The sequence below is a fragment of the Kitasatospora sp. NPDC051984 genome (genome assembly GCF_044593455.1).
In the GTDB taxonomy this organism is placed as follows: domain Bacteria; phylum Actinomycetota; class Actinomycetes; order Streptomycetales; family Streptomycetaceae; genus Kitasatospora.
Map to the genome: position 1 here is coordinate 316,806 of NZ_JBIUCB010000003.1, position 13,883 is coordinate 330,688.

Annotated in this window: 13 protein-coding genes; 7 read left to right on the forward strand and 6 right to left on the reverse strand. The window is 73.2% G+C overall.

Going from position 1 to position 13,883, the window contains the following annotated elements; all coding sequences use genetic code 11:
• Positions 1-108: 108 nt before the first annotated feature.
• The 3 genes from ACIHEI_RS08005 to ACIHEI_RS08015 all read right to left on the reverse strand — a co-directional run bounded on the left by ACIHEI_RS08005 (position 109) and on the right by ACIHEI_RS08015 (position 4,939).
• A complete protein-coding gene (locus ACIHEI_RS08005; protein ID WP_392953043.1) occupies positions 109-1,584 on the reverse strand; it encodes an FAD-dependent monooxygenase in 1,476 nt (491 codons plus the stop codon).
• Positions 1,585-1,775: 191 nt separating this feature from the next.
• Positions 1,776-3,467, reverse strand: coding sequence for a phenylacetic acid degradation protein PaaN (gene paaN, locus ACIHEI_RS08010; protein ID WP_387860247.1), 1,692 nt, complete (start codon positions 3,465-3,467; stop codon positions 1,776-1,778).
• Between the two features lie 152 nt (positions 3,468-3,619).
• Positions 3,620-4,939, reverse strand: coding sequence for a hypothetical protein (locus tag ACIHEI_RS08015; protein WP_396606038.1), 1,320 nt, complete (start codon positions 4,937-4,939; stop codon positions 3,620-3,622).
• A 346-nt stretch (positions 4,940-5,285) separates the two neighbouring features.
• On the opposite strand from ACIHEI_RS08015, the gene ACIHEI_RS08020 reads away from it, so the two are divergent.
• Positions 5,286-5,870, forward strand: a complete 585-nt coding sequence (locus tag ACIHEI_RS08020; RefSeq protein ID WP_387860243.1) for a TetR/AcrR family transcriptional regulator — start codon at positions 5,286-5,288, stop codon at positions 5,868-5,870.
• Positions 5,871-5,876: 6 nt separating this feature from the next.
• Here the strand turns inward: ACIHEI_RS08020 and ACIHEI_RS08025 are convergent, their stop codons facing one another.
• Entirely contained in the window at positions 5,877-6,344 is a 468-nt protein-coding gene (locus tag ACIHEI_RS08025) for an Lrp/AsnC family transcriptional regulator (RefSeq protein ID WP_387640144.1), read from the reverse strand.
• A gap of 147 nt (positions 6,345-6,491) precedes the next feature.
• Here ACIHEI_RS08025 and pdhA point away from each other — a divergent pair, with 147 nt between their 5' ends.
• The 4 genes from pdhA (at position 6,492) to ACIHEI_RS08045 (ending at position 11,523) form a co-directional block, all read left to right on the forward strand.
• The gene (gene pdhA, locus ACIHEI_RS08030) at positions 6,492-7,643 is read left to right on the forward strand and encodes a pyruvate dehydrogenase (acetyl-transferring) E1 component subunit alpha (protein WP_396606039.1); all 1,152 of its coding nucleotides are present in this window, start codon (positions 6,492-6,494) and stop codon (positions 7,641-7,643) included.
• Positions 7,640-8,647 carry an alpha-ketoacid dehydrogenase subunit beta gene (locus tag ACIHEI_RS08035; RefSeq protein ID WP_387640150.1) on the forward strand — a complete coding sequence of 336 codons (1,008 nt, stop codon included), beginning with the start codon at positions 7,640-7,642 and terminating at the stop codon, positions 8,645-8,647. The genes pdhA and ACIHEI_RS08035 overlap by 4 nt, the downstream gene beginning before the upstream one ends.
• A 5-nt stretch (positions 8,648-8,652) precedes the next feature.
• The gene (locus tag ACIHEI_RS08040) at positions 8,653-9,960 is read left to right on the forward strand and encodes a dihydrolipoamide acetyltransferase family protein (protein ID WP_387861093.1); all 1,308 of its coding nucleotides are present in this window, start codon (positions 8,653-8,655) and stop codon (positions 9,958-9,960) included.
• Positions 9,961-10,140: 180 nt separating this feature from the next.
• Positions 10,141-11,523 carry a globin domain-containing protein gene (locus ACIHEI_RS08045; protein ID WP_396606040.1) on the forward strand — a complete coding sequence of 461 codons (1,383 nt, stop codon included), beginning with the start codon at positions 10,141-10,143 and terminating at the stop codon, positions 11,521-11,523.
• Between the two features lie 3 nt (positions 11,524-11,526).
• Here ACIHEI_RS08045 and ACIHEI_RS08050 read toward each other — a convergent pair whose 3' ends face one another.
• Complete coding sequence (locus ACIHEI_RS08050; RefSeq protein WP_392953057.1) at positions 11,527-12,054, reverse strand: NUDIX domain-containing protein; 528 nt, start codon at positions 12,052-12,054, stop codon at positions 11,527-11,529.
• Positions 12,055-12,449: 395 nt separating this feature from the next.
• Here ACIHEI_RS08050 and ACIHEI_RS08055 point away from each other — a divergent pair, with 395 nt between their 5' ends.
• On the forward strand, positions 12,450-12,878 hold the full coding sequence (locus ACIHEI_RS08055) for an SsgA family sporulation/cell division regulator (RefSeq protein ID WP_396606041.1): 429 nt from the start codon (positions 12,450-12,452) through the stop codon (positions 12,876-12,878).
• Between the two features lie 174 nt (positions 12,879-13,052).
• On the opposite strand, the gene ACIHEI_RS08060 is transcribed toward ACIHEI_RS08055, so the two are convergent.
• Positions 13,053-13,430, reverse strand: a complete 378-nt coding sequence (locus tag ACIHEI_RS08060; protein ID WP_387640162.1) for a phage holin family protein — start codon at positions 13,428-13,430, stop codon at positions 13,053-13,055.
• 104 nt (positions 13,431-13,534) lie between these two features.
• Between ACIHEI_RS08060 and ACIHEI_RS08065 the strand changes: the two genes are divergently transcribed.
• Positions 13,535-13,852, forward strand: a complete 318-nt coding sequence (locus ACIHEI_RS08065) for a cupin domain-containing protein (RefSeq protein ID WP_387640164.1) — start codon at positions 13,535-13,537, stop codon at positions 13,850-13,852.
• Positions 13,853-13,883: the final 31 nt, after the last annotated feature.

Consider the following 13,883-nt stretch of genomic DNA (forward strand, 5'->3'; position numbering starts at 1 on the left):
ACTGGCCCATGCCTGGGCAATTGCTTACTAAAGAACAGTCAACTGTGGAACTGCGGAAGGCTTTTGTGAATGAACAGACTTCCGCCCGGGGAATTCAGTGAATAAGAATCAGGGGCGGCCCAGCCAGTGGCTGAGCGCGGCCCGCAGCTCGCCCCGGGTCGGATCGACACAGGCCCAGGCCGCGTAGCCGTCCGGACGGACCAGCAGCACCGTGTCGCGCAGCTTGCCGTGCGGGTCGGCGGGCGCGGCGGTGACCACCCGGTCGGACCACGAATCCGCCACCGACAGCTCGTCGTTGCTGATCAGCACGGCCTTCCCGGCGCGCAGCGCCTCGTGCAGCCGGGACGGGCCGCCGGGCACGTCCACCGCCAGGCGCAGGTCCGGGACGCGGCGGCCGGCCAGCGGGTGGGAGCCCTTCTCGGCGGGGTAGCTGTAGCCGATGCCGGAGATCTGCTTGGCGCCCAGCTCGGCCAGCGGGCCCAGCGCCCCGGCGGCCGCGCCGATCGCCGAGCGCAGCGCCCGGGTGGAGGCGTGCCGGCCGAGCGCCAGCCGCACCAGGGCGCCGGAGCTGCGCAGCACCGCCCGGCCGATCGGGTGCCGCTCGGTCTGGTAGGTGTCGAGCAGCGCGTCGGGGGCCCAGCCGCGGACGGCGGCGACCAGCTTCCAGCTCAGGTTGGCGGCGTCCTGCAGGCCGGTGTTCATGCCCTGGCCGCCGGCCGGGGAGTGGCAGTGCGCGGCGTCCCCCGCCAGGAACACCCGGCCGGAGCGGTAGCTGGTGGCCTGGCGCTCGTCGCTGTGGAAGCGGGAGGTCCAGCGGGGCTCGGACATGCCGAGGTCACGGCCCGTCACCTCGCGCAGCAGGTCGGCGAGTTCGGCGACCACCACCGGCTCGGAGTCGGGCACCTGGTGGTCGCGGTCCCAGCCGATCACCCGGTGCCAGCCGTCGCCGTACGAGGCCAGGAAGACGAAGCCGCGCTCGTCGGCGCCGGCCGTCAGCGGCTCCTCCGGCTCGTGCTCCAACTGGACGTCGGCCAGCATCACCGAGCGCACCACCGACTCGCCGGGGAACGGGATGCCCAGCAGGTCGCGCACCGCCGAGTGCACGCCGTCCGCGCCGACCGCGTAGCGGGAACGCAGCCGCTGCTCGCCCTCGGCGGTGCGGACGGTCAGCGTGACGCCCTGCGCGTCCTGCCGCAGGCCGGTCAGCTCGGCGCCGCGGCGCAGCTCCGCGCCCGCCTTGACGGCCCGCTCGCGCAGCACCCGCTCGGTCCGGGACTGCGGGGTGACCAGGGTGAACGGGAACCGGGTGGGCAGCGTCGAGAAGTCCACCCGGACCTTGCCGAAGGCCTGCAGCGAGGGCAGCGTCCGGCCGGTGGCGATCAGTTCGTCGGCCAGGCCGCGGGCGTCCAGCATCTCCAGGGTCCGGGCGTGCACCGCGAACGCCCTGGTCAGGTTGGACTCCTCGGCGCGCTTGTCGACCACGGTCACCCGCAGCCCGGCCGCGGCCAGATCGCCCGCCAGCAGCAGGCCGGTCGGGCCGGCCCCGACCACTACAACATCGGCGGTGAACTCCGTCTCGGACATCCGTCTCTCCCGTCGTCATCCCCCGTCTGCCGGTGCTCAACGGACCGGAGTCCCACGGCTTTCGGGTTCTCAGCGCGCTTTCAGACTGCCATCATCGCGGTCCCGTCCGGGGCTGTGAACCTCCTGACGGCGAACGGGCCCGGACGCCGTCGTGGTGGGACGGCTTCCGGGCCCGCTGCCTCTTGTGACGGTTACTTGCGGATCTCGACTGTGCGGAACCGGTTGGCGACGAACGCGGCGTCGCAGTACGCCGAGTTGGCGGCCGGGTTGGCGCCGGTGCCGTGCAGGTCGGAGAAGGCCGCGGTCTGGTTGACGTACACGCCGCCGGTGAGGTTGAGCGAGAGCGAGACGCCGGCGTCCAGGCAGGCGTCGATCAGGGCGGTCTCGACCTCGGGGTCGGTGGTGTACGCGCCGGCGGTCATCGCGCCGTGCTCGACCGTGGTGCGGTGCAGCAGTTCGACGGCGGCGGCGGTGGACTCCACGGCGACGGCGAACGCGATCGGGCCGAAGCACTCGGTCAGGAAGCGCGACAGGTCGTCCGGCTTGTCGGCGTCGGCCTTCACCAGGGCGGGCGTGCGGATGGTCGCGCCGGGGAACTCCGGCGAGGCCACCACCCGCGGCGCCAGGGCGAGTTCGCCGAGTTCGCCGCCGGCCGCGGCGGCGCTGCGCTGCAGCACCCCGGGGTTGACCACGGCGCCGAGGATGGCGGCGGCGCGGGCGTCGTCGCCGAGCAGGCCGTCGACGGCGGCGGCCAGGTCGGTCACCACCTGCTCGTAGCTGCGCTCGCCGTCCTCGGTGCGGATGCCGGTGCGCGGGATCAGCAGGTTCTGCGGGGTGGTGCACATCTGGCCGCTGTACAGGCTGACGGAGAACGCCAGGTTGTTCAGCATGCCGCGGTAGTCGTCGGTGGAGTCGACGACGACGGTGTTCACGCCGGCCTTCTCGGTGTACACCTGCGCCTGCCGGGCGTTGTTCTCCAGCCAGTCGCCGAAGCCGGTGGAGCCGGTGTAGTCGATCAGCTTCACCTCGGGGCGCACCGCCAGCACCTGGGCGATCGCGGAGCCCTCGTGCTCGGCGGCCAGGCAGACCAGGTTGGGGTCGAAGCCGGCCTCGGCGAGCACCTCGCGGGCGATCCGCACGGTCAGCGCCAGCGGCAGCACGGCCCGCGGGTGGGGCTTGACCAGCACGCCGTTGCCGGTGGCCAGCGAGGCGAACAGGCCCGGGTAGCCGTTCCAGGTGGGGAAGGTGTTGCAGCCGATCAGCAGCGCGGTGCCGCGCGGGACGGCGGTGAACTCCTTGGTCATCACCAGCGGGTCGCGCTTGCCCTGCGGCTTGGTCCACTGCGCGGAGCGCGGCAGCCGGGTCTGCTCGGCGTACGCGTACGCCACCGCCTCGACGCCGCGGTCCTGGGCGTGCGGGCCGCCGGCCTGGAAGGCCATGCCGTAGGCCTGGCCGGTGGTGTGCATCACGGCCTGCGCGAACTCGTGCGAGCGGGCGTTGATCCGGGCCAGGATCTCCAGGCAGACCGCGGCGCGGGCGGCCGGGCCGGCCTTCGCCCAGGCGGGGCGGGCGGCCTCCAGCGCGGCCAGCAGCGCGTCCGGCTCGGCGTGCGGGTAGGCGATGCCCATTTCGATGCCGTACGGGCTCGCCTCGCCGGTCACCGGCTCGCCGCCGTCGGGGTGGCCCGGCAGCTCGAACTCCCGTCCCAGCAGGGCGTCGAAGGCGGCCTTGCCGTCGGCGGCGGCGCTCTCGCCGTACGCCTTGGGGAACTCCGGGTACGGCGACCAGTAGTCGCGGGACCCGGCCGCGGCGACTGCGCGGTCGAGGGTGTCCTGGTGGCGGGCGATCAGTTCGGCGACCGGCAGGGGGGTCGCAGCGGCCATGGTGCGCTCCTCACGGGGGCGGGGCGGGACACAGCTCAGCGTAACCGAACGATCGGTCGGTGCAAGAGGTTCTCGGCAGGGTCCGCCGCCCGCGCCGGATCGGGTCCGCCGCCCGCGCCGGAGCGGTCCGGTACGGGCGGCGGCTCGGTCGGTTACGGAATACCGAGCTGGAAGATGACGTAGCCGGCGAACCAGCCGGAGGACAGCGCGGCGACACCGAGCACGGTGGCCAGGTTGCGCAGCCGGACCCGGGCCAGGGCCACCGCGAGCGGGATCAGCAGCGGGAAGATCGGCAGCACGAAGCGGGACAGCGTGCCGAACATCTGCTGGCTGCCGAGCACCATCACGAGCGTGCCCAGCGTGTAGACCGTCAGCACCAGCGGCGGGCGCTTGGACAGCAGCGACACCAGCAGGATCGGCAGGGCGAGCAGCACCACGACCGCGATCAGGTCCTCGGTCGGGTAGGCGAACAGGTAGTTGGTTTCGCCGCGCAGCACGTTGGTGGCGGCCCGCAGGGTGTAGCGGCCCCAGTCGAAGAAGTGCAGCCAGCCGCCGCGCTGCAGGGTGATGTAGCCGTCCAGGTGACCCATCCGGTAGCCGACCCAGCCCAGGTAGCCCAGACAGCCGATCGGTGGCAGCACGATCGCGGTGAGCGGCCCCACCACGCCGTCGGAGCGCTTCCACAGGGCGATCGCGGCGGCCAGCGCCACACCGGCGATCAGCGGGACGGAACTCGGCCGGGCCAGGCCCGCCATGAACGTCACCACCGCGGCGCTCACCCAGTTGCGGTCGACGGCGAAGTAGCAGGCCCAGGCGGCCAGCGCCACGAACACCGACTCCGAGTAGACCGCCCACTCCACGCCGGAGCCCGGGAACGCCGCCCACAGGCCCGCCGCGATCACGCCCGCCCGGTGGCCGTACAGCCGCGACACCACGGCGAAGATGCCGGCCGCCGCGATGAACGAGGCGACGATCGACACCAGCATGCCGGCGCCGTACAGGCCGAGACCGGTGTTCGACACCAGCCGGATCAGGCCCGGATACAGCGGGAAGAACGCGGCGGAATTCTGCTTGATGGTGAAGAAACCCTGCTCCGGAATCAGCTGCGGGTCGTAACCGAGCTGCGCGACCTTCTGGTACCAGAGGCCGTCCCAGGTGCCGAGCACATCCCACGGGTGGGTGCCGCCGCCGAAACGCGGGTCGGTGGTCCGGTAGTGGCCGCTGGTTTCCAGCAGCCACATGAAAGCGGCGAATCCGGCGAGTTTCACCGCGCCGAACAGGGCGAGCGCGGGCCCGAAACGCTGCGCGGTGCGGCGGAATCCGTAGCCCGCCCCGGGGTCGGCCGCCGGTTCGTCCGGCGTCTCCTCCGGTGCCCGGCCGTCGGCCTCGACCGGGGTCTCGTCCTCGGTCGTGATCCCGCTCTCGGCGGAGGTCGGTGGACGACCCGCCATCCCTTGCCGGACGACACCCACGGGCCGCCTCCATCCTGTGCCATTTCGGGCCGCCGGGGGCGGCGGTGCGGATAGTGTAAGGCTGCGTCAGACCTGGCCACAGGGCCTCGCGGACGGGTGCGTCGCCCCCGGATCGGCGGCGCCCGGGCCGCGGTCGAACCACCCCTGGTGGGGGCCGTACCAGCGCCGATCCGCGGCGTGGGCGACGGCTGCGAATCAATGCGGAGAATTCCCGCGGGAAACCCGGCACGTATTGGCAAATCCGACCGACTTGACCCGCTATTCCTGATCTTTTGGGCCGATATCGGACGGCCGGGAACCGCACCCCGGCTGACGGGGCGGTGTGCGCGGCGCGATACTCGTTGCCATGGCCGAAAACCTCACGCGCGCCTCCTACACGGTCGAGTCGCTGCTCGCCGTCACGGTGCGGGTCTTCAACGAGCGCGGTTACGACGGCACCTCGATGGAGGACCTGTCCCGGGCCGCGGGGATCTCCAAGTCCTCGATCTACCACCACGTGCGCGGCAAGGAGGAGCTGCTGCGGCTGGCCGTCGGGCGGGCGCTGGACGCGCTGTTCGGCATCCTGGAGGAGCCGCGGGCGGTCGAGGGGCGGCCGGCCGGCCGGCTGGAGCACGTGGTGCGCCGCACCGCCGAGGTGCTGCTGGCCGAACTGCCGTACGTGACGCTGCTGTTGAGGGTCCGGGGGAACACCGTGACCGAGCAGTGGGCGCTGGAGCGGCGGCGCGACTTCGACCACCGGGTGGCCGAGCTGGTCCAGCAGGCCGTCGAGGCGGGCGAGCTGCGGGCCGATGTGGAGCCCCGGCTGGCGACCCGGCTGCTGTTCGGCATGATCAACTCGGTGGTGGAGTGGTACCGCCCCGGCCAGCGCGACTCGGAGGGACTGCCGGACGCCGTCGTCCAGCTCGCCTTCGACGGGCTGCGGGCCCGCTGAGCCGCCTCAGGGCCCGTCGGTGGGGATGTGGTCGGCCTCCTCGAAGATCAGCATGGTGCGGGTGCTGAGCACCTGCGGGATCGACTGGATGCTGCCCAACACGAGCTCGCGCAGCTCCCGGTTGTCGGCGGTGTGCACCAGCATCAGCACGTCGTAGTCACCGCCGACCAGCGCGATGTGCGCGACCCCGGGCAGCTGCAGCAGCTGCTCGCGCACGGTGCGCCAGGAGTTCTGGACGATCCGCAGGGTGACGTACGCGGACGCGGTCTGCCCGGCCCGCTCGTGGTCGACCCGGGCGGTGAAGCCGCGAATCACGCCGTCCTCGACCATCCTGGAGATCCGGGCATAGGCGTTCGCCCGGGACACGTGCACCCGCTCGGCGACCGAGCGGATCGAGGCGCGACCGTCCTGCCGCAGCAGCCGCAGGATCGACCGGTCGACACGGTCGAGTCTGGACACCTGTTCAGCCGACATGGCCCCCCACCCCTCGCGATTGGACGTGCTGGCCCCAGCAGACCGCCCTTTCGGCCGACTGTCCACCGTCTTGACGGGGATATGGTCAAGATGAACAGACGACCGAACAATCGGTAGGGAGCCCCCACCACCCCGGAGGTGCCCCACATGACCGTTCTGGACCACAGGGATCAGGCCGACCCGGGCGTCGTGCCCGGCTGGCTGCCCGGCGCCACCGCGCCCCGCACCGACCCCGCCCCGCTGCTGCCCGACGACGAACCGCTGCGCGTTCTCGGCACCCCCGCCGCCGACAAGGCCGACCCGGCCCTGCTGCGCGAGCTGTACCGCCGGCTGGTCGCCGGCCGCCGCTACAACCAGCAGGCCACCACCCTCACCAAGCAGGGCCGGCTCGCCGTCTACCCGGCGTCCACCGGCCAGGAGGCCTGCCAGATAGCCGCCGCGCTCGCCCTGCGCGAGGACGACTGGCTGTTCCCCTCCTACCGCGACACCCTCGCCGTGGTCGCCCGCGGCGTCGACCCGCTGCAGGCGCTCACCCTGCTGCGCGGCAGCGCGCACACCGGCTACGACCCGCGCGCCACCCGCACCGCCCCGCTGTGCACCCCGCTGGCCACCCAGGTCCCGCACGCGGTCGGCCTCGCGCACGCCGCCCGGCTGGCCGGCGACGACACCGTGGCGCTGGCCATGCTCGGCGACGGCGGCACCAGCGAGGGCGACTTCCACGAGGGCCTGAACTTCGCCGCCGTGCTGCACGCCCCCGTGGTGTTCCTGGTGCAGAACAACGGCTACGCCATCTCCGTCCCGCTGACCAGGCAGTCCGCCGCGCCGACCCTCGCCCACAAGGCCGTCGGCTACGGCATGCCCGGCCGGCTGGTGGACGGCAACGACGCCGCCGCCGTCCACCAGGTGCTCACCGAGGCCGTCGACCGGGCCCGCAGCGGCGGCGGCCCGACCCTGGTCGAGGCGCTCACCTACCGCGTCGAGGCGCACACCAACGCCGACGACGCCACCCGCTACCGGCAGTCCGAGGAGGTCACCGCCTGGCAGGCGCACGACCCGATCCGGATGCTGGAGGACGCCCTGCGCGAGCGCGGCCTGCTGGACGAGGAACTGGTCACCGAGGCCGGCGAGGAGTCCGAGGCGATGGCCGCCCGGATGCGCGCCGAGTTCCATACCGACCCCGACCTCGACCCGATGTCCCTGTTCGCGCACGTCTACGCCGAACCCACCCAGCAGCTGCGCGAACAGGCCGCGCAACTGGCCGCCGAGCTGGCCGCGGAGGCCGAGGTGCACACCCGATGACCACTGCCACCCGCGAACAGTCCGGACTGCGCACCGGCACCATGGCGCAGGCCCTGAACACCGCACTGCGCGACGCGATGCGCGCCGACGCGTCGGTGCACGTGCTCGGCGAGGACGTCGGCGCCCTCGGCGGCGTCTTCCGGATCACCGACGGCCTGACCGCCGAATTCGGCGCCGACCGCTGCCTGGACACCCCGCTGGCCGAGGCCGGCATCCTCGGTACCGCCGTCGGCATGGCCATGTACGGGCTGCGCCCCGTGGTGGAGATGCAGTTCGACGCCTTCGCGTACCCCGCGATGGAGCAACTGGTCTCGCACGTCGCCAAGATGCGCAACCGCACCGCCGGAAAGCTGCCGCTGCCGATCACCGTCCGCATCCCGTACGGCGGCGGAATCGGCGGCGTCGAGCACCACAGCGACGCCTCCGAGGCGTACTACGCGCACACCCCCGGCCTGCACGTGGTCACTCCCGCCACCGTCGCCGACGCGTACGGGCTGCTGCGGGAGGCGATCGCCTCCGACGACCCCGTGGTGTTCCTGGAGCCCAAGCGGCTGTACTGGGGCAAGGCCGAGTGGGACCCGGCGGCCGGCGTGGAGCCGATCGGCAAGGCCGTGCTGCGCCGGCCCGGGACCTCTGCTGTGCTGGTCACCTACGGTCCGTCGCTGCCGGTCTGCCTGGAGGCCGCCGAGGCGGCGAAGGCCGAGGGCTGGGACCTCGCGGTGCTGGACCTGCGCTCGCTGGTGCCGTTCGACGAGGCCACCGCCTGCGAGGTGGTGCGTTCGCTCGGCCGGGCCGTGGTGGTGCACGAGGCGAGCGGCTTCGGCGGGGCCGGGGCGGAGATCGCCGCCCGGCTGACCGAGAAGTGCTTCCACCACCTGGCGGCGCCGGTGCTGCGGGTCACTGGGTTCGACATCCCGTACCCTCCGCCGATGCTGGAGCACCACCACCTGCCCGGGGTGGACCGGATCCTGGACGCCGTCGCCCGGCTCCAATGGGAGGAGTGATGGCGATGCCGGTGGTCCGCGAGTTCACGCTGCCCGACCTCGGTGAGGGACTCACCGGGGCCGAGGTGGTGCGCTGGATGGTCGAGGTCGGCGAGGTGATCGCCGTCGACCAGCCGGTGGTGGAGGTGGAGACCGCCAAGGCGGTGGTCGAGGTGCCCTGCCCGTACGGCGGGGTGGTCACCGCCCGGTTCGGAGAGGTCGGGCAGGAGGTGCCGGTAGGCGCGCCGCTGGTCACGGTGGCCGTCGCCCCCGGGCACGTGCCCGAGGACGAGGAGCCCGCGCCCGAGGCGGAGCGCCCGCTGGTGGGCTACGGGGTGGCCGAGACCCGCCGGGCCGGCCGCCGCCGGGTCGCGCCGGGCGGCGGCGCCGTCGAGGCGCCCGCGCTGCCGGTCGCGCCGGTTGCCGTGGCTGCGCCCCCCGAGGCGAAGGCCCCCGCCGTGGCGGCGGCTCCCGCCGTGCTGGCGGTGATCTCGCCGCTGGTGCGCCGGATCGCCCGCGAGCACGGGCTCGACCTGACGAAGGTGCCCGGCAGCGGACCGGACGGGCTGATCACCCGGCGGGACGTCGAGCGGGCGATCGACGGGACGGCGCCGGTTGCCGAGACGGTGGCGGTTCCACGGGGAACGGACGAGGACGAGCTGGTCCCGCTGCGCGGGCTGCGCCGCACCGTCGCCGAGAAGCTGACCCGCAGCCACCGGGAGATCCCGGCGGCGACCTGCTGGGTGGACGCCGACGCGACCGAACTGATGGCACTGCGAAGCCAGTTGAACCAGGTGCCGGGCCCGAAGGTGAGCGTGCTGGCGCTGCTGGCGCGGATCTGCCTGGCCGGTCTGGAACGCTTCCCGGAGCTCAACTCCAGCGTCGAGGGCGAGGCCGTCCGCCGGCACCGCGCCGTCCACCTGGGCTTCGCCGCGCAGGGGCAGCGCGGGCTGGTGGTGCCGGTGGTGCGGGACGCCCAACTGCTGGGCACCGAACGGCTGTCGGTCGAACTCGCCCGGCTCACCGAGGCGGCCCGGGACGGGTCGCTGGGCCCGGCCGAGCTGACCGGCGGGACGTTCACGCTGAACAACTACGGCGTGTTCGGGGTGGACGGCTCCACGCCGATCCTCAACCACCCGGAGGCGGCGATGCTCGGGGTGGGCCGGATCACGCCCAAACCCTGGGTGCACGAAGGCCAGTTGGCGGTCCGTCAGGTCACCCAGCTGTCGTTCACCTTCGACCACCGGGTCTGCGACGGGGGCACCGCGGGCGGGTTCCTGCGGTTCGTCGCGGACTGTGTGGAGCGCCCGGGGATGCTGCTGCGGGGCCTGTGAGCCCGCCCTGGGTGCGGCTGGTTCGTACCGGCCGCACCTGGGGCGCTCCGGCCGGGGGAAGGGTAGCGGGTGGACCCGTCGGATGTCCGGAATTTGCCGGATTCGACGGATCTGGTGCGCGGACGGTGACACTGTGCTGGCGGCGTCAGCAGACCGTCGACCGGAAGCGGAACGATTCCCTTGGCTACTCGTCAGCTCGAACTCGGCAGTAGGCCGCTCACCCCGGTGCCGGCCGTCCCGGCGAAGCCCACCTGGCCGCCGACGGTGCCCGCGCCGGCCGTGCCCGCGCCACCGGCGCCGGCCCGGCCCGCGCCCGTCGAGTCGCTGTTCGCGCCGGCCGCGCCGCTCAACTGGGTGGGCCCGGGCGACCGTTGGGCCCGGGCGTGGGGCGTGCCGGCGGCCCGGCCGCAGCCGGTGGTGGCGGTGGAGCGGACGGCCGGGGCGGTCCGTCCGCCGGACCCGGCGGAGCTGGCCCTGGTCCGGGCGGTGCTGGCGGCGGTGCAGCCGGTCGCGGACCGGGCGATGGCGCACTTCCACGCGCTGGTGTTCCTGCGCCACCCGGAGCTGCGGGCGATGTTCCCGGCCGCCATGGACGAGCAGCGCGACCTGCTGTTCCGGGCGCTGCAGCAGTGCGCCCGGGACGCCGACGACCCGGCGGCGCTGCGCGGGTACCTCGTCCCGCTGGGGCGCCGGCACCGCACGTACGGCGCGCTGCCCGGGCATTACGCCGCGGCCGAGGAGTGCCTGGTGCAGGCGCTGGCCCGGTACGGCGGCGATGCCTGGGACGAGCGGGCCGAGGCGGCCTGGCGGCGGCTGCTGGCGCTGGTATCGCGGCTGCTGGTCGAGGGGCTGGAGGAGCAGGCGCGGTCCGCCCCGCCGTGGTGGCAGGCCGAGGTGGTGGGGCAGCGGCAGGCGGCGGAGGACGTCGCGGTGCTGACGCTCCGGCCGGACCAGCCGTACCCGTTCCGGGCCGGGCAGTACGCGCCGGTGGAGACGCCGTGGTGGCCGCGGGTGTGGCGGCCGTACTCGTTCGGTTCGGCGCCGCGGGCGGACGGGCTGCTGACGCTGCACGTGCGGGCGGTGCCGGCGGGCTGGGTGAGCAACGCGCTGGTGCACCGGGCGCGGCCGGGCGACGTGCTGCGGCTGGGCCCGGCGGAGGGCGGCATGACGGTGGACCACGCGGCGGGGGAGAACCTGCTCTGCGTGGGTGGCGGCACCGGGATCGGGCCGATCGGCGCGCTGGTGGAGGAGGTCGCCGCGCACGGGGCGGCGGGCCGTCGGGTGGAGGTGTTCTACGGGGCGCGCCGGGAGTCCGGGCTGTACCGGCTCGCCGAGCTGCGTCAACTCGCTTCGCAGCACAGTTGGTTGACGGTCCGCCCGGTGCTGTCGGAGGGAGACGGACCGACCCTGCCGGAGGTGGTGGCCCAGCACGCCCCGTGGCCCGGCTACGCGGCGTACCTGAGCGGCCCGGCGGCGATGGTGCGCGGCGGGGCGGCGGCACTGCGGCGCTGCGGGCTGCCGGCCGGGGCCGTCCGGCACGACCCGGTGGGGGAGCCGGCCTGAGCGTCAGCCGAGGTCGTCGGCGAGCAGGGCGCGGACGCCCTCGATGTTGGCGGCGAGGTAGGCGCGCAGGCTGGGAGGGACCACGTTGACCGAGGTGACGCCCTCGCGGGTGAACGGCACCCGGACGATCTCGTACTCGCCGTTGGGCTGCTCCACCTCGGGGCCGTGCCGGCGGGCCGGGTCGGAGTCGGTGAGCCGGCAGACGAAGAAGTGCTGCACCTTGACGCCGTGCGGGTGGGCGGGGGTGCCGTCGTCGTGGTGGGAGTGCGCGACGGTGTCGACGAAGGCGGGCACCACGTCGGTGATCTTCCCGCCGAGTTCCTCGTCCACCTCGCGGTGCAGGGCGGCGACCACCGTCGGGTCGCCGGGCTCGACGCCGCCGCCGGGGGTGATCCAGTACGGGTGCGGGGAGCCGGGGCGGACCCGGCGGATCAGCACCAGCGAGGCGGGCGCGTGCGGGGCGGCCGGATCGAACTCCAGCAGGATCGCGCGGGCGGTGCGCTTGACGACAGGACGGACCGGGCCCGACATGGCTGTTACCTCCGGGGCACGAGCGTTGTGCGGGAGTCTCCCGCACACCGGTGGCCGCGAAACTCGCAGACGGGATCGAATCGGTGGATTTCGTTCCACCCGGCTCGACCACCTCGCCCGGCACCGGCCCGCCGCGCTCGGCCCGGCCGCCGCCCCCCGGCTGCCGCCCGGCCGCGCGGCCTGGTGGGGGCGATGTTCCCGGCGTTCGTACGCTGACGGGCCGCCGCGTTGTTCACCATTTGAAAAAGCACGCCTTGTCCACATCGCCGCCAAACCTGGACGATGAGGTCCGAACGGGGAATTGGGGACAGAGAACCGACAGCGAACCGACAGAAGCCCGACCCCACCGCTCGACCCTCGGCGTACCGGGCGGGCAGAACGAGAGGTACTGGCGCATGCACAGCACGGTCCAAGCCCACATGGCGATGCGCCTCGTGGTGTCGAGCGAGCTCTCCTTCCGGATCCTGGCCGACCTGGAGTACGACGGCGGCGACCCGTTCGCCGTCCGCTGCACCTTCCACCTGCCCGGCGACGAGCCGGTTACCTGGGTCTTCGCGCGCGAACTGCTGGTCGACGGGCTCAGCCGGGCCAGCGGCGAGGGTGACGTCCACATCCACCCCGTCGGCGAGGACCTCGCCGAGGCCGCCGTGGTGCTGCGCTCCCCCGAAGGCGACGCCCGGATGCGCGCCGATGCCGCGCCCCTGCTGGCCTTCCTCGCCCGCACCGACCTGGTGGTGCCGATCGGCCAGGAGACGGCCGGCGGCGACCTCGACCAGGAGCTCACCAGCATCCTGTCCGCCACCGGGCACGAGAACGCGGGCTGAGTGCTCGCAGCGGAGCTGAGACCGCGGCGCGGTGCTCGCAGCGGAGCTGATACCGCGGCGCAGTAAGGGAGTTGAGCCCGCAGCGCGGTTTGTGATCATGCTTTGAGATGACCGGCCGTCGGACAGCAACGGGGCGCTGTCCGGTGGCCGGTCAGCCGCTCTTCCGCGGCGAGCTCAGTCGTCGTCGCCGAAGGCCAGGTGCAGGCCCCAGGAGACCAGGCTGATGATCAGCGAGCCGAGCAGCGCCGCCCAGAAGCCCTTCACGTGGAAGTCCAGGTGCAGCTGGTCCGACGCCCAGGACGTCAGCCAGAGCATCAGGGCGTTGATCACGAAGGTGACCAGGCCCAGCGTGAGGATGAACAGCGGCAGCGAGAACAGCTTCACCAGCGGCTTGATCGCGAAGTTCACCACACCGAAGATCAGCGCCACCGCGAGCACGGTGACCGTCTTGTGCTGCCAGTCGCCCCCCGCGAGCGTGATCCCGTTGACGATCCAGGCGGCAATCCAGATCGCCACCGCGTTGATGAGCGTTTTGATCACGAAATTCTTCATGCTGCGGATGGTGACAGCCCGCCCGGCCGGGCGGAAGCTCTCCCGAACAACCGTGATGTGGAGTGTTGTTGAATGGGCCCGGACCGAGAGGGGGCCGTGGCCCGATGAAACTGTTCCGGCTGGACGAACTCGACGCCGAACGCGCCGCCAATGACGGCGCGTACCTGCGCTTCCTGAAGCAGCCCACGATGTCCGCCGGGCTGTACGCGCTCTCCCCCGGCGACACCGACCCGCAGACCCCGCACGCCCAGGACGAGATCTACCTGGTGGTCAGCGGCCGGGCCGAGTTGACCGTCGGCCGGGAGACCGCCACCGTCGCCCGCGGCAGCGTGGTGTTCGTCCCCGCCGGGACGGAACACCGCTTCCACCACATCACCGAGGAACTGCGGGTGCTCGTGGTGTTCTCCCCGCCGGAGGACTGACCGTGGCCACCCGCACATCATGAGGAGCAGC